The organism is Domibacillus antri (assembly GCF_001936625.1).
GTDB classification, from domain to species: domain Bacteria; phylum Bacillota; class Bacilli; order Bacillales; family Domibacillaceae; genus Domibacillus; species Domibacillus antri.
In genome coordinates this window covers 229,144-243,170 of the sequence record NZ_MSDU01000003.1, presented here as the reverse complement: position 1 = coordinate 243,170, position 14,027 = coordinate 229,144, and the positions used below count along the sequence as shown (strand labels likewise).

17 protein-coding genes are annotated in these 14,027 nt (G+C 43.9%); 16 read left to right on the top strand and 1 reads right to left on the bottom strand.

Annotated elements, in window-relative coordinates; translation table 11 throughout:
- Positions 1-72 precede the first annotated feature (72 nt).
- From BTO30_RS17320 to BTO30_RS01375, 8 genes are all read left to right on the top strand, one after another.
- Positions 73-234 (top strand): hypothetical protein, encoded by a 162-nt coding sequence (locus BTO30_RS17320; protein ID WP_169829339.1) that lies wholly within the window; start codon positions 73-75, stop codon positions 232-234.
- The gene (locus BTO30_RS01405; RefSeq protein ID WP_075396916.1) at positions 209-1,063 is read left to right on the top strand and encodes a prohibitin family protein; all 855 of its coding nucleotides are present in this window, start codon (positions 209-211) and stop codon (positions 1,061-1,063) included. The genes BTO30_RS17320 and BTO30_RS01405 overlap by 26 nt, the downstream gene beginning before the upstream one ends.
- A gap of 231 nt (positions 1,064-1,294) precedes the next feature.
- A complete protein-coding gene (locus BTO30_RS01400) occupies positions 1,295-2,734 on the top strand; it encodes an LPXTG cell wall anchor domain-containing protein (protein WP_075396915.1) in 1,440 nt (479 codons plus the stop codon).
- A gap of 6 nt (positions 2,735-2,740) precedes the next feature.
- Positions 2,741-3,385 (top strand): class A sortase, encoded by a 645-nt coding sequence (locus BTO30_RS01395; RefSeq protein WP_245796279.1) that lies wholly within the window; start codon positions 2,741-2,743, stop codon positions 3,383-3,385.
- 322 nt (positions 3,386-3,707) lie between these two features.
- Entirely contained in the window at positions 3,708-4,094 is a 387-nt protein-coding gene (locus tag BTO30_RS01390) for a GntR family transcriptional regulator (protein WP_075396914.1), read from the top strand.
- Entirely contained in the window at positions 4,087-4,986 is a 900-nt protein-coding gene (locus BTO30_RS01385; protein WP_075396913.1) for an ABC transporter ATP-binding protein, read from the top strand. The genes BTO30_RS01390 and BTO30_RS01385 overlap by 8 nt, the downstream gene beginning before the upstream one ends.
- Positions 4,961-6,955 carry an ABC transporter permease gene (locus BTO30_RS01380; RefSeq protein WP_075396912.1) on the top strand — a complete coding sequence of 665 codons (1,995 nt, stop codon included), beginning with the start codon at positions 4,961-4,963 and terminating at the stop codon, positions 6,953-6,955. The genes BTO30_RS01385 and BTO30_RS01380 overlap by 26 nt, the downstream gene beginning before the upstream one ends.
- A gap of 21 nt (positions 6,956-6,976) precedes the next feature.
- Complete coding sequence (locus tag BTO30_RS01375; protein ID WP_075396911.1) at positions 6,977-7,369, top strand: VOC family protein; 393 nt, start codon at positions 6,977-6,979, stop codon at positions 7,367-7,369.
- A 227-nt stretch (positions 7,370-7,596) separates the two neighbouring features.
- Here the strand turns inward: BTO30_RS01375 and BTO30_RS01370 are convergent, their stop codons facing one another.
- A complete protein-coding gene (locus BTO30_RS01370; protein WP_075396910.1) occupies positions 7,597-9,327 on the bottom strand; it encodes a bifunctional diguanylate cyclase/phosphodiesterase in 1,731 nt (576 codons plus the stop codon).
- Positions 9,328-9,518: 191 nt separating this feature from the next.
- Here BTO30_RS01370 and BTO30_RS01365 point away from each other — a divergent pair, with 191 nt between their 5' ends.
- The 8 genes from BTO30_RS01365 (at position 9,519) to BTO30_RS01330 (ending at position 13,984) form a co-directional block, all read left to right on the top strand.
- Positions 9,519-10,016, top strand: coding sequence for a VanZ family protein (locus BTO30_RS01365; protein WP_075396909.1), 498 nt, complete (start codon positions 9,519-9,521; stop codon positions 10,014-10,016).
- Between the two features lie 295 nt (positions 10,017-10,311).
- Positions 10,312-10,572 carry a metal-sensitive transcriptional regulator gene (locus BTO30_RS01360; protein WP_075396908.1) on the top strand — a complete coding sequence of 87 codons (261 nt, stop codon included), beginning with the start codon at positions 10,312-10,314 and terminating at the stop codon, positions 10,570-10,572.
- 90 nt (positions 10,573-10,662) lie between these two features.
- Positions 10,663-10,890 (top strand): sulfurtransferase TusA family protein, encoded by a 228-nt coding sequence (locus BTO30_RS01355; protein WP_075396907.1) that lies wholly within the window; start codon positions 10,663-10,665, stop codon positions 10,888-10,890.
- 64 nt (positions 10,891-10,954) lie between these two features.
- The gene (locus BTO30_RS01350; RefSeq protein ID WP_075396906.1) at positions 10,955-11,437 is read left to right on the top strand and encodes a DsrE/DsrF/DrsH-like family protein; all 483 of its coding nucleotides are present in this window, start codon (positions 10,955-10,957) and stop codon (positions 11,435-11,437) included.
- Positions 11,438-11,483: 46 nt separating this feature from the next.
- Positions 11,484-11,780 (top strand): rhodanese-like domain-containing protein, encoded by a 297-nt coding sequence (locus tag BTO30_RS01345; RefSeq protein ID WP_075396905.1) that lies wholly within the window; start codon positions 11,484-11,486, stop codon positions 11,778-11,780.
- 55 nt (positions 11,781-11,835) lie between these two features.
- Entirely contained in the window at positions 11,836-12,393 is a 558-nt protein-coding gene (locus BTO30_RS01340; protein ID WP_075396904.1) for a sulfurtransferase TusA family protein, read from the top strand.
- 19 nt (positions 12,394-12,412) lie between these two features.
- Positions 12,413-12,808 carry a DsrE/DsrF/DrsH-like family protein gene (locus tag BTO30_RS01335; RefSeq protein WP_075396903.1) on the top strand — a complete coding sequence of 132 codons (396 nt, stop codon included), beginning with the start codon at positions 12,413-12,415 and terminating at the stop codon, positions 12,806-12,808.
- A 48-nt stretch (positions 12,809-12,856) separates the two neighbouring features.
- Complete coding sequence (locus BTO30_RS01330; RefSeq protein WP_075396902.1) at positions 12,857-13,984, top strand: MBL fold metallo-hydrolase; 1,128 nt, start codon at positions 12,857-12,859, stop codon at positions 13,982-13,984.
- Positions 13,985-14,027 lie beyond the last annotated feature (43 nt).

Below are 14,027 nucleotides of genomic sequence, written 5' to 3'. Positions count from 1 at the left end.
GTTAAGAATGTGAAAATAGTTGAAACTTTTTTAACAATTGTCCGTAAAAATAGGAAAAGAGGGGTGATCGGGATGAAGGTGTTTATCGGTTCGATTTTTGTCATATTGCTGATCGGTGCCGGTATATGGCTGATGCTGTCGCCGTCCTTCAAAAAGGTAGGGGAGACGGCGAGTAAAGTAAAAGAAAAATTGAAGGAGGATCATCAAGATGGAAACAGGGACGAAGAGAAGTAAAGGAACGAACAAAAAAGTACTTGGCGGCTCCCTTGTGGCGCTTGCACTCATTATTGGTATTGCACTATTTTCTATGTTTATTGAAAAGATTCCAAATGGTTATGTCGGTGTTGTGTACAGTCCGAACGGCGGTGTACAGGATGAAACGCTCGGCCAGGGCTGGCATCTTGTCGGCCTGTTCGACAAAGTAACGGTATATCCGATTCGCATGCAGACAGTTAATTATAAAGATATCCAAGTCGCCACGTCTGACGGGAAAAGTGTAACAGTTGATTTCGCATACAATTACAGTATCCAGCCGGATAAAGTAGTAGATGTGTTTAATAAATTTGGTCCGATTGAGGTTGAGCAAATAGAAGACTCTTATTTACGCACCCGATTGTGGGATGCGGGCCGGAAAGGAATTGCCAAATACTCCGTTATTGATACGTATGGTGAAAAGTCTTCCGAGGCAGCTGTGAATGTACAAAACTTGTTTTCTGACGACATTAAAGAACTTGGGTTTGTCGTTGATAATCTGACGCTCGGCGTGCCAAAACCGGATGAATCAACACAGGCGGCTATTGATAAGCGGGTGGAGGCTGCACAGGAACTAGAGCGGAAACAAATTGAACTGAAGATTGCGGAAGCGGAAGCGCAAAAAAAGAAAATTGAAGCGCAGGGGATTGCCGACTACAATCAGATTATTAAAGAGTCCATTTCCCATGAAGTCATTCAAAACAAATGGATCGAAAAATGGGACGGTGTAATGCCGAAAGCAACCGGTACGGAGCAGTTGATTCAAATTCCGATTGAAGATGGAGCGTCTGGATCGGGTACCGGTCAGTAAATAAATGTAATTTCATCATATATCCAATTGATGAATATCTGCAGCCCCTCTGCTTTTGGCGGAGGGGCTCGATTATTTCACATCGTCAGAAATTAGTTACATTCATTCACGATTATCGAACACGCCGTTTATTGTCAGAAAATTTTTGATGGTTTTCCACCCTTGTTATGGTAAAATTAGCTAAGAAAAATGCTTTTTGGAAATAAAAATAAAAAACTGGGAGACAAACATATGAAAAAATTCTTTATGTTGTTTCTGGCGCTTTTGATTGCCGTCGGATTGGCCCACCCGGCTCAAGCCGTAGACGAAACGGCGTTTTATGATGGGGTGAAGGTGACACACGCGGATGGCGGCACGGATCAGCCGTTTGCAAAAAATGAGCAGCTGATGATTGAACTTGCGTGGTCTTATAAAGGAGATGCCCCGGCTGCGATGACGCTCCCGGACATATTTAACGTAAGAGATAATATTCAAAAAACATTGACGACAAAAGACGGAACGAATATCGGTACGGTGAAAGTGGATGCCGGTGCGCGGGTAGTTACCGCTGCATTCGATCGTGATGCTGCCATTGAATTTGGCACTGCAGGGACGATTTTTATCCCCGTCCTTTTCAATGAAGCGAAAGTGACAGCGGCAGGCACATACAATGCGTCATTTAATATTGGCCGTACGGAGCCGGCTGAGGTCAAGATGACGGTCACAAAAACCATGACCGGCACAGGTGCATTGAGAGTGACGGCTTTTGATGCGGAGACAAAAGCAAAATTAGCGGGTTCGGTGTTTACCGTTGTTAATAGTGCCGGTAAAGTTGTCGCCTCGCTGACGACAAATAGTGCGGGTGAAGCATCTGTGCCGAATTTACCGTACGGCACGTATGTGGTGACACAAACAGCTGCACCGGCTGGATACGCAGTACCGGATCAGCCCTGGACGGTACAGTTAAATGCGGCGGTGGTAACGAAAGAAGCAGCGCATACGAAAGCGTCCGGATTAATAGGCGGATTAACCATTACAGCAGTTGAGAAAGGAACGGCTATGCCTATTCAAGGGGCCGAATTTGAGCTGAAATCGGAAAATGGTCTATATGTGAAGACGGCTGTAACAGACGCGAATGGTAATGCGTCGTTAACCGGTCTTTCATATGGCAATTACACGCTTACACAGACAAAAACAGCGGAGGGCTACATCTTACCGGCAGAATCATGGCCAATTGTGATCAGCCGTCAAACCGCTGCTGCGCAAAAAGTGGAAAATATAAGTGAATACGGTACGCTTTCCATTACGAAAACGGATGGAAAATCAGGGGAAGTGTTGAAAGGCGCTGAATTTTCACTTTATTTTTATACTGGAGACCAGAAGCTTGTTGCTAAAGTCGTCACGGATGACAAAGGGGAAGCGGTGTTCAAAAATTTAGAAGCGGGTAAATATACGCTTGAAGAAACGAAAGCACCGTCCGGTTATACGCGTTCAGCTGAAAAAACAGTCGTGACGATTGTGAGTGGTGAGACGCTTGAATTGAAGAAAGAAAATACAAAAACAACGACAGCGGCTGCGGCATCCGGCACATTACCGAGAACAGGTGATGACTCATCGATTCTGTACATGTTCGGCGGCGGGCTTCTTGCGGCGGGTGCATTCCTGCTGATGAAAAAAGGAAAACGCGCTTAATAGAACATGATGAATGCAAGACAAATCATTGCCATTTTGTTTATTATTGCGTCATTTATTTTAATTGGCGCGCCTTTTTGGAAATATGAGCTGCTCGAAGCGAATACAGAAAAATATGCGGCTGTACAGCTGTCGCCCGAAGAGATTAGGGAAAACAATGAAAAACCGGCCGAGTTTGAAATGGAAGCAATTGAGCCTCCGTCTGTTCTGGATACGGTGACGAAAGAAGCAGCAGTGGAAAAGTCAGCCATTGTCGGGCAGATTGAGATCCCTTCAGTGGAGCTCAGTTTGCCGATTTTAAAAGGAACGACAAATGAAAATCTGCTCGCCGGGGCGACGACCATGCGGGACGATCAATGGATGGGCCTCGGCAACTATGCGCTTGCCGGCCACCATATGAAGCGGGACACGCTTCTTTTCAGTCCGATTTTACGAGTGGAAAAAGGCGCTCTTATTACGGTGACGGATTTAACGTATACATATACGTATGAAGTGACCGAATTAGATGTCGTCCATGAAAGCCGCACCGATATTCTTGATAATACAATTGAACCAGTTATTACGCTTGTCACGTGCTACAAGTCGTCTGAACCGGAAAAACGTTTTATCGTCCACGGTGTACTGAAAGAAACGAAAGAATATAAAAAATAGGACGTGCCGGCGGGCGCGTCCTATTTTTTATCATTGCTGCAAAGAGCATAAAGATAGGCCGGATTGTGAGTTTTTAGGCCGATTTATCGAAAATAAAGCCGGATTCTGCTGCGCGCGGGCCGAAAAAAATTTTTTTCGGCCCGCGAGTACATTTTTCCGCTTTTTGGAAAAAATCCGGCCATGGAAATGAAAAGGGGCGTCTTATTCATATTTTAAGACAGCCTCTCTTCTTTTTTTATGGAAAATGTTGCTTTCTTTTTCAGATAACTGTATTATTTATATTAATACAATTAGTACGGTTTGTGAGGAAAGGAGGAAAGAGATGTTTACGATTGATACGAGAAGCCGGGTGCCGATTTATGAGCAGCTGACGGAAAAGCTGAAAGAGCTGATAATTTGGGAAGTGATGAAGGAAGATGAGCAATTGCCGTCGGTCCGGTCGCTTGCGCAGGATTTAACCATTAATCCGAATACCATTCAAAAAGCGTATCGGGAATTGGAACGGGAAGGCTATATTTATTCAATTCCAGGTAAAGGAAGTTTCGTGTCACCGGTCAAAAACGAGATAAATAGGGAGCGAATGGAGATGTTGAAAAAAGAGCTCGAACGAATTGTCGGAGAAATTTTGTTTTTAGGTGTGCCGAAAGATGAAGTAATAAAGTTAATTGAAACAATGGAGGAACCGGAAAGGGGCGGCGACGATGATTAAAGCGGACAATGTATCGAAGCGATTCGGCCGCTTTGATGCGGTAAAAGATGTAGATGTCAATGTGAAAAAAGGGTCCATTTACGGACTGCTCGGGTCAAACGGTGCCGGAAAAACAACGCTGCTAAAAATAATATCAGGTATTATTCGGTCGGATAAAGGGGTGCCTGAAATTGAAGGATCGTCCATCTTTGAAGCGCCGGATGTCAAAAAACGTGTGCTGTTCATCCCGGATCAGCCCTATTTTTTCCATCAATCATCGCTTTTTCAGATGGCGTCGTTTTATAAAGCAGTCTATGATCGCTGGAACGAGGAGCGGTTTCATCAGCTGTATAAACATTTGGATCTGGATCCGAACCGGAAGCTGACCCGGATGTCGAAAGGAATGCAGCGGCAGGCCGCGTTTATTTTGACTTTGTCGGCGATGCCGGATGCACTTATTTTGGACGAGCCATTTGATGGGCTTGATCCGGTCATTCGCCAGCAGGTGAAAAATTTGCTTATTCAAGATGTGAGCAGCCGTGAGATGACGGTGCTTGTATCGTCCCATAATTTGCGGGAGATGGAAGATTTTTGTGACGCGGTAGGGGTCATGCATAAAGGAAAACTTTTATATGAACGTGATTTGGAAGAGTTGAAGACGGACATCAGCAAACTGCAGGTGGCGTTTAAAAAAATGCCGGATGAATCGTTTCTTGCGGGAATGGATGTGATCCATCATGAGAAGCGCGGCCGTGTGCTGACGTGCATCGTACGCGGGGCGGAAGGTAATATTGACCGCTACGTTCGCTCTTATGAACCAGCGATTTATGATGTGCTGCCGCTTACACTGGAAGAAATTTTTATGTACGAAATGGGGAGTGTCGGCTATGAAATCCGGAATCTTATCGTTTAATAAGGGGCTGTTCATGCAGCATTCCCGATCCATTTTATGGATTAGCGTGTTCTTTCTTTTATCGCAGATTATTTTGCTGCCGCTGGGGATGATGATCGCGCTTCGGGATGAGTGGAACATTCAGTATTTAATTGAATCAAATCCGCGCAATTTTTTATTTGCCATTTCATATGCGCTGCAGTATTTGTCGTATATCGTGTTTCCGGTATTGGCCGGAATCATCTTGACAAGCTATATGACGAAGAAAGGATCGTCTGATTTTGTTCATAGCCTGCCATTTAAACGGGAAACGCTGCTTACGCATGTTTATGCGGCAGGTGCGGTGTCGCTTATCGTGCCGATTTTAATTAATGCGGTTATTTTACTTATGATGCGTCCGTTCGTGAAGCCGATCACGTATACGATGGGACAGCTGGCCGAATGGGCGGGTGTATCGATTTTTATCGTGATTTTCATGTTTGTTATCACAGTAATGATCGGTCTTTTTATCGGATCGGCGATACTTCAAGGTATTATGGCATACGGCATACTCGTCCTGCCCGCCGGTTTAGTGGTGATCACACTATCGAATGCGCGGTATTTTATCAGCGGTCTGGCCGTTGATTCATATACAGCCAAAATGATGGAAGACGGCAGCTTCTTAATCAGAGCGGCAGCATTTAACATGAGGCCATTCACCGGAGTGGAGTGGGCTGTTTACCTTGTTCTGATAGCTGTCATTATAGCTGTATCGTACTATGTCTATAAAGTGCGTCCTGCTGAAGCGGGCGATGAAACGATTGTGTTTCCGTTTTTCCGATGGGCATTTATTTTCATTTTAACGTATGCCGGCATGTTACTCGGCGGCGTGTATTTCGGTCAGTTCTTAGGCGGGTCGATGGCATGGCTGATTGCCGGTTATGTAATCGGCGCCTTTGTGAGCTATACCGTTCTGCAAATGATTGTGCAGAAATCACTTCGTCTTGTATGGCCTTGGAAAGGTTTCTCTTTTTACGTGCTGGGGCTTTTCATCCTTCTGATTCCAGGCACATTTGCGGCGAAAGCGTATGAAAATGCCATACCGGAAACAGATGAAATTGAAAAAGTATATATTGGAGACAGCGCGGAACCATTTGAACACTATTTTTATTTAGAAGAGGAACAGGAGAAACTGAAGAAAGCGGATGCCGGATTTATGAGAGGCGAAAATTCCATTGAGCAAGTGAGAGATGTTCATGAGCAGCTCATCGATCTTGGCAACGGGATAACAATGTATGATCATTATCCCGTTTCGATCACGTATGTGTTGAAGGATGGCAGCCGTGTGCAGCGCCAGTATGCCGTGCAGAAGGATGAACTGGTGAAAGCAACAGGGGAGCTGCGCAAAAATGTTGAATTCATTCGGGCTTCCAATGTATTGTTTGCGATCACAAACCCGGCTGACATTACGTATTTGACCGGCTATGACGGCAATGGAGGCACGCAGCTTGGCAATACAGCGGACAAAGAGGACATTGAAGCGATCCGGTCTGCACTTGAAAAAGAGATACTGTCCAGTGAAGCAGAACTATTTAACCATCGTTATGGGACAAGCGCGGGTTCCCTTGAATTTGCATTCGGAAAGCAGCACGGAATAACGGTTTCTGTTAATGTAAACTTTGACGATGCAGCCGTTTTGAAAGAAATTCGTGAGCGCATACCGGGCGGCGAACGGTTTGCTTCTGCAGACAATGTGGCAAAAGCCTTTATCGTCACGGCGAATACGGAAGAGCAGAAAACAGAGTTGGAGGATTTTGTTTGGACAGAAAGCGAAGAAGGGCCGGATTGGCGTGACCTTCCGCTTCCTTTTGAAGAAATAAAAGATAAAGAAGAAATCAAGCAGCTGCTCGATCCGGATGGTATAGCGGATGACAGCGATCGCTTTCTTGTCCTTGAATGGCAAAACAGCGGGGGCTGGGCTTCTATTTCTGTTATTCCGCTAAAAGAATGAAATCTTTTTTGGAGGTAGAACATGATCAGACCGGAGCATGTTGGAATTATGGTTAAAAATATGGATCAGTCCATTGCGTTTTATGAAGAAGTGCTGGGGTTTACGCTGAGGGTGAAAACAGCGATTCATTCAAAAGAGATTGCTTTTTTAACGCATGAGGGTCTTCCCGGCTTTGAAGTCGAGCTGCTTCGTGACCTGAACCAAGCGGCATCCTATGCAGAACAGGGCATTGTCAATCATTTGGCTTTCGCAGTGGAAGATTATGAACAGACGATAGCGGAACTGCGGGCGAAAGGCGTTCAATTTTTAGCGGATCAGCCGACCATCGGTGAAGGGGGCCGCCGGGCGATCCGCTTCGCCGGTCCGAATAAAGAAGTGCTGCAAATTGTTGAAAAGAAAAAGGAAACGCTTTAAAAGAGAAAGTCAGAGGGAGGGCCGGATTGTGAGCTATTTAGGCTGATTTATCGAAATGAAAGCCGGATTCTGCCTCATGAAGGCCGAATTGTTGAGAATTCGGCCCAAATAACAAGGAAACCGGCTCAAAATCGGAAATTCCGGCCCAAAGAGCAAGAAATTCGGCCATAGAAACGAAGAAGAGGCTGTCTCCATGACCTTTTGAGACAGCCCCTTCTTCTTTCTTTTTAGCGCTTAAGAAGCGAACGTAATTCTTCTTCATTTACTGGCTGGCTGAAATGATATCCTTGCGCCCAGTCACATCCGAGCTGTTTTAATAAGGCAGCCTGTTCGGATGTTTCTACCCCTTCCGCAATCGTTTTCGCTTCTAGCGCATGCGCCATGACAATGATGGAGTGAACAATATCCGTCTGCTTTTTACTGTCGAGCATCCGTTGAATAAATGATTGATCAATTTTAATAAACTGTACAGGGAACCGCTCCAGGTAGCTAAGGGATGAAAAACCGGTACCAAAATCATCGATCGCGATATCAACACAGAGGTCCTGAAATTGATTCAATACCGCAAACGCGGTGCTGTCCGCTAAAAAGCTTTCAGTCAGCTCAATGTTAATCATGGACGACGGAATATCATACTTCGACAGCATTCGCTCCAGAAAGGAAACAAAATCATTTTGCAGCTGGCGTGTTGATACGTTAATGGATACCGGATAAATGGGCATATTCGCAGCCTCCCAGCGCTGAATAATCCGGCATACTTCCTCCACTACCCATTCACCAATTGGGACAATTAACCCGTTTTCTTCTGCTGTTTTAATAAATTGCAGCGGCGGTACGATCCCGAATTTCGGATGATGCCACCTGAGCAGTGCTTCCATTCCAGTCATTTCGCCTGTGTGCAAGTGAAACTGCGGCTGAAACACAAGCTTCAGCTCATTCCATTCAATCGCCCGATGCAGGTCTTGCTCAATCGACATCTTTTGCAGGAAATCGGCATCCATAGCTTTCTCATAATAAAATACTTTATTCCGCCCGGCATGCTTTGCCTGATACATGCTAATGTCCGCCTGTTTTAAAATTTGTTTCCAATCATCACCATCATCGGGATAAACACTGATGCCGGCGCTGAACGATAAATGAAGTGCTGTGCCATTAATCATAAACGGTGTGCGCAGCGTTTCTTCGGATTCCTGCAGCATAGATAAAATACTATCTCTTGTTTCACCCGGCATGATCATTAAAAATTCATCTCCGCTGATGCGCGCGGCCGGATACCGGGCGGGGAAACACTCCTGCAGCCGTCTGGAAAACTGGACCAGCAGCTCATCTCCCGCTTCATGACCGTACGTATCATTCACCTGTTTAAATCGGTCCAGATCCAGAAATAAAAAGCCGAGCGATTGAATGGACGCTTCACTCGCTTCCCATTCTTTCATATATTCATGTAAAAACGTCCGGTTAAACAAGTCGGTGAGAGAATCTGTCAAATGAGACTGCTCTAGCTCAATAATATAAGAAAGAAATTGTCCGAGTGTCTCCAGCAGATAAAGCTGTTCGCTTGTCAAAGCAAAATGATTTCGGTCGAGCGCGCAAATTGTGCCGTACATCTCATTATTTTTTAAATAGATCGGCACACCACAAAAAGAACCGCTCCCAAGATTATTCGTTACAGCTAGCTGCCGGGTAAGGGGATGGGTGGTAATGTCTTGAATATAAAGAGAGGAACCGTTATTTAGTTCGACAAGCGAGCAGTAAGTGTCGTAATAAGGAAGAGAGTCACCTACGGACGCAAGGATTTCGTTTTTATTGGAGACGTGTAAAAAGGTATTTTGTTTATGGTCATTCACGGCAATAAACAAGGTGTTTACGTCTAAAAAATGTCCAGCCATTTCTAAAATACGCATTGAGACTTCATTAAGCCGTTTATGGAAAAAAGAGTCAAGAAGATTCTCGCTCATACATGTACATCCTTTCGACTATCCCTATTTTCTGCAAGTATAAAGCAAATAGGACCTATGCATCAACAATAAGGTGTCTGCCTGTTTTGCAGACTAGGGCATGAATAATAAAACGGATTTTTCATAGAAATGTGAACCTTAATTCCAGTTAAATATCATATGATAGAGAAAAAACAAACCGGGGGAAGACAATGAAACCTGTTTTATTGGTTTTACTAACAGCGTGTATGATCTATTTCTTTTCATCCCAGACGTATGAACAGCAGTCGCTTATCCCTTTGCTTCAGCTTATGCTTCCGGGGGAACCGCTAAAAGGGCTGTTATCACAGCTGGAACTGACGTATTGGAGCCGGCTGATTTCCGTTGAAGAGAGAGGATATTATTATTTTTTGGAGTTTCTCATTCGAAAATTTGCCCATTTGCTATTATTTGGTATTCTGGCTGTGTCTTTAACGAGATTCCTCGAAACAGCTGTCCGGCTTCATTTTATGAAAGCAGCGGTCATTGCGCTCTTACTGACCGGGCTTTATGCAGTGTTTGATGAATATCACCAGCTGCAGACAGGAGGCCGGACAGCGCTTGTTAGTGATGTGCTGCTTGACATTACCGGTGCAGTCATCGCTATCTGGCTCTATGCGCCCGTTCACTATATGTTAAGAAGACGACGGAAAAACGGACCGGTTTTTTAGGAGAAAATCTTTATCAAGGGATCCGCCAAATGAACATGGGCAAAATCATGACGGACCTGAAACAGCAGAGAGAAATGGAAATCGGCCCAAACCATTGTGCCGTTCGATAATGTCACCAAAAGATGTCTGTCTCTGTATGCTTTTTCTATATAAATTTCTGCATTCCAGCTTTTTGAAGCAGGTCTTTTTTCGGTATAAAGAAAAGAAATAAATACGCTTGACAATATACCTAACTGGGTATAGTTTTGTATTACAAAACATCAATCGAATCAAAAACAAAAAGGGGACATGTGTTATGTCATACGATAAAAAAATCGAAAACCGTTTAAAACGGATTGAAGGACAAATTAGAGGAATATTGAACATGATAGAGGGAGGAAAAGATTGCCGTGACGTAGTGACACAATTATCGGCGGTACGAGGGGCTATTGATCGGACAATGGGGGTTATTGTCAGTGCCAACCTGGAACAGTGTATTAGAGTAAACATTGAAACAGGCGTTGGTACGGATAATCTTGTGAAAGAAGCCGTAGAGCTGCTTGTCAAAAGCAGATGAAAATAAAGATTTATTATATAAGGTTGACGAATCAACTGCTTTATATTAATATACCCTTACAGGTATAAAATTCATTTCGGAGGAAAAAGCATGAACGCAGATCAAGTACTCGACGCAAAAGGGCTGGCGTGTCCAATGCCCATCGTGAAAACGAAAAAAGCCATGAATAACTTAGAAGCAGGACAAATTCTGGAAGTTAAAACAACGGATAAAGGCGCGAAAAGTGATTTGACAGCCTGGACAAAATCAACAGGGCATATGCTCCTCGATTCAAAAGAAGAAGATAACGTGTTTACCTTCTACATTCAAAAAGGCTAATTTTTTTTAACTATTTTATATACCTATACAGGTAAAGGTAGATATCAAATGAGGAGGCATCATCATGACAGAACAAAAGAAACGAACAACGATCGTCTTATTCAGTGGAGATTATGATAAAGCAATGGCGGCATATATCATTGCAAACGGCGCAGCAGCTTACGATCACGAGGTGACGATCTTCCACACATTTTGGGGGTTAAATGCCTTGCGCAAAGATGAACCAATGGAGCTGAAAAAAGGATTCCTTGAAAAAATGTTTGCGAAAATGATGCCGCGTGGTGCGGACAAAATGGGTTTATCCAACATGAATTTTGCCGGAATGGGGCCGAAAATGATCAAGCATGTCATGAAAAAGCACAATGCGATGACGCTTTCGCAATTGATTGAGATGGCTCAGGAACAAGATGTAAAGCTGGTTGCCTGCACGATGACGATGGATCTGCTTGGTTTGCAGCAGGAAGAATTGCTGGATGACATTGAATATGCGGGTGTAGCAGCTTATTTAGCGGATGCTGAAGACGGAAATGTAAACCTGTTTATTTAATCAAGGCGGCAACAAGCAAATGAATAAAGGGGAAGGAGGAGTTTTGATGAAACAAATCATGTCAAATGAGGTAGAAGAGTTAGTCAGCCAAAAAAAGGATCTTTCTATTATTGATGTCCGCGAAACAGAAGCAGCAGCAGCCGGGAAAATTCCCGGTGCCGTGAATATTCCTTTGGGACTATTGGAATTCCGTCTGCAGGATCTTGATAAATCAAAAGAACATATTATGGTTTGCCGGTCAGGCGGCAGAAGTTCTATGGCAGCGAAGCTTCTTGAAAATCATGGCTATCAGGTGGTCAATATGGCGGGCGGAATGATGGAATGGCAGGGTCCGACAGAATAAAAAAATTTTATACGAAAATATACCCATGGTGGTAAAATAAAAGGGGGATATACAGATGATTCAAACGGATTTCGTATTAGATGCTAAAGGATTAGCTTGTCCGATGCCGATTGTCAAAACAAAAAAAGCGATGAAGGATTTAGAAGCAGGGCAAGTGCTGGAAATTCAAGCGACAGATAAAGGATCAACAGCTGATCTGCAAGCGTGGGCAAAAAGCTCAGGCCATGAATACTTAGGGACGGAAACAGAAGGTGATGTTCTTAGACACTTCCTGCGTAAAGATGGCGCAAACGCTGCAGCAGAACCTGCGGTGATTCCTGAAATTTCTTTAGAGAACTTTAAAGAAAAAGTAGAAAATGGTGAAAATCTTACAATTCTAGATGTACGTGAATTAGATGAATACGAAGAGGGGCACATTAATGGTGCCATTCATATTCCACTTGGTGAAGTGGAACAGCGCTCCGGCGAATTAAAGAAAGATGAATTAATTTATGTGATCTGCCATTCAGGCAGAAGAAGTGAATTAGCCGCACAAACGATGGCGAAACAAGGATTCAAACATTTGATCAATGTAGTGCCTGGCATGCGTGACTGGACAGGGAAAACGGTATGAACAAGGGAGGAAAAAGAACATGAGTACAAAAACAGCAATTATTGCCGCGAACGGCGGGTTATTCGATGCATACAAGGTGTTCAATATCGCAACCGCAGCGGCGGCAACTGATCAAGAAGTAGCTATTTTCTTTACATTTGAAGGACTTAACCTCATTCATAAAGAAGCATACCAGCAGCTGCCGATGCCGGCAGGGAAAGAGCATTTTGCTGAAGGATTTAAAAAAGCCAATGTCCCTTCTATTCCGGAACTTGTGGGAATGGCTCAGGAAATGGGCGTTACTTTTATCGGCTGCCAGATGACAATGGATGTTATGGGATTAGAAAAAGATGCTTTTGTTGATGGAATTGAAGTCGGCGGAGCAGTTACTTTTCTGGAATTCGCAAAAGATGCTGATGTGACATTAACATTCTAATAGAAGAAAAATTTTTAAAGTTTAATATACTGTAGGGGGTAAATGAGAATGCCAGTAACTCCAATGACAACGAAAGAAGTCGCGAAAAAGGTCATCAATAAAGAATCGTTCTTTATTTTAGATGTCCGGAATGAAGATGCTTTTCAGGACTGGAAAGTGGAAGGGGAAAATGTTCAATACCTAAACATTCCTTACTTTGATCTATTGGATGGAGTCGAGGAAATTTTACCGCAGCTCCCTCAAGATAAAGAAGTATTAGTTATATGTGCAAAAGAAGGTTCATCCATCATGGTCGCTGAGATGCTATCAGAGGAAGGACTAACTGTATCTTATCTTCAAGGCGGCATGAAAGCATGGAGTGAACATTTAGAGCCGGTTAAAGTCGGCGATTTAAAAGACGGTGGCGAACTGTATCAGTTTGTCCGCATCGGAAAAGGATGCCTTTCTTATATGGTGGTATCAAATGGAGAAGCCGCCCTTATTGACGCTACGCGTATGACAGACGTGTACATGGACTTTGCGAAGGAAATTAGTGCGACGATTACGCATGTATTTGATACGCATCTTCATGCAGATCATATTTCAGGCGGAAGACAGATTGCCGAAGCGGTCAATGCCACGTACTGGCTGCCGCCAAAAGACGCAGCGGAAGTAGTCTTTCAATATGAACCGTTAGAAGAAGGTAATGATGTCATGATCGGCAATACGACGATCCAGATTCAGCCTTTATATTCTCCGGGCCATACGATTGGATCAACTTCTTTTATTATAGATGATACGTATTTACTTTCCGGAGACATCCTCTTTATTGACTCCATCGGAAGACCTGACCTTGCAGGATTGGCAGAGGATTGGGTCGGCGATTTGAGAGAAACACTATACAAACGCTATAAAGCATTATCGGATGAGCTCATTGTACTTCCGGCTCACTTTATGATCATGGAAGAGCTGAATGAAGACGGCAGTGTATCAGAAAAATTAGGCACGCTGTCTGAAAAAAATCATGGCTTGAATATAGAAGATGAAGCCGTGTTCAGAGAAATGGTCACCGGCAATCTGCCGCCGCAGCCAAATGCTTATCAGGAAATCCGTGAGACGAATATGGGGAAAATCACCCCGGACGATGAAAAGCAGCGTGAAATGGAAATCGGTCCAAACCGCTGTGCGGTACGATAAGACGATTGAAAATAGGTTTTAACATAAAAGAGGAGAGATGATG

What these genes read in the sequence shown, in the direction of transcription:
- BTO30_RS01375 (WP_075396911.1), top strand. Translation starts at nt 6,977, where the DNA reads ATGATCAGACCGGAGCATGTTGGAATTATGGTTAAAAATATGGATCAG.
- BTO30_RS01365 (WP_075396909.1), top strand. Translation starts at nt 9,519, where the DNA reads ATGAAACCTGTTTTATTGGTTTTACTAACAGCGTGTATGATCTATTTC.
- BTO30_RS01380 (WP_075396912.1), top strand. Translation starts at nt 4,961, where the DNA reads ATGAAATCCGGAATCTTATCGTTTAATAAGGGGCTGTTCATGCAGCAT.
- BTO30_RS01360 (WP_075396908.1), top strand. Translation starts at nt 10,312, where the DNA reads ATGTCATACGATAAAAAAATCGAAAACCGTTTAAAACGGATTGAAGGA.
- BTO30_RS01345 (WP_075396905.1), top strand. Translation starts at nt 11,484, where the DNA reads ATGAAACAAATCATGTCAAATGAGGTAGAAGAGTTAGTCAGCCAAAAA.
- BTO30_RS01350 (WP_075396906.1), top strand. Translation starts at nt 10,955, where the DNA reads ATGACAGAACAAAAGAAACGAACAACGATCGTCTTATTCAGTGGAGAT.
- BTO30_RS01340 (WP_075396904.1), top strand. Translation starts at nt 11,836, where the DNA reads ATGATTCAAACGGATTTCGTATTAGATGCTAAAGGATTAGCTTGTCCG.
- BTO30_RS01370 (WP_075396910.1), bottom strand. Translation starts at nt 9,327, where the DNA reads ATGAGCGAGAATCTTCTTGACTCTTTTTTCCATAAACGGCTTAATGAA.
- BTO30_RS17320 (WP_169829339.1), top strand. Translation starts at nt 73, where the DNA reads ATGAAGGTGTTTATCGGTTCGATTTTTGTCATATTGCTGATCGGTGCC.
- BTO30_RS01405 (WP_075396916.1), top strand. Translation starts at nt 209, where the DNA reads ATGGAAACAGGGACGAAGAGAAGTAAAGGAACGAACAAAAAAGTACTT.
- BTO30_RS01335 (WP_075396903.1), top strand. Translation starts at nt 12,413, where the DNA reads ATGAGTACAAAAACAGCAATTATTGCCGCGAACGGCGGGTTATTCGAT.
- BTO30_RS01400 (WP_075396915.1), top strand. Translation starts at nt 1,295, where the DNA reads ATGAAAAAATTCTTTATGTTGTTTCTGGCGCTTTTGATTGCCGTCGGA.
- BTO30_RS01390 (WP_075396914.1), top strand. Translation starts at nt 3,708, where the DNA reads ATGTTTACGATTGATACGAGAAGCCGGGTGCCGATTTATGAGCAGCTG.
- BTO30_RS01330 (WP_075396902.1), top strand. Translation starts at nt 12,857, where the DNA reads ATGCCAGTAACTCCAATGACAACGAAAGAAGTCGCGAAAAAGGTCATC.
- BTO30_RS01385 (WP_075396913.1), top strand. Translation starts at nt 4,087, where the DNA reads ATGATTAAAGCGGACAATGTATCGAAGCGATTCGGCCGCTTTGATGCG.
- BTO30_RS01395 (WP_245796279.1), top strand. Translation starts at nt 2,741, where the DNA reads ATGATGAATGCAAGACAAATCATTGCCATTTTGTTTATTATTGCGTCA.
- BTO30_RS01355 (WP_075396907.1), top strand. Translation starts at nt 10,663, where the DNA reads ATGAACGCAGATCAAGTACTCGACGCAAAAGGGCTGGCGTGTCCAATG.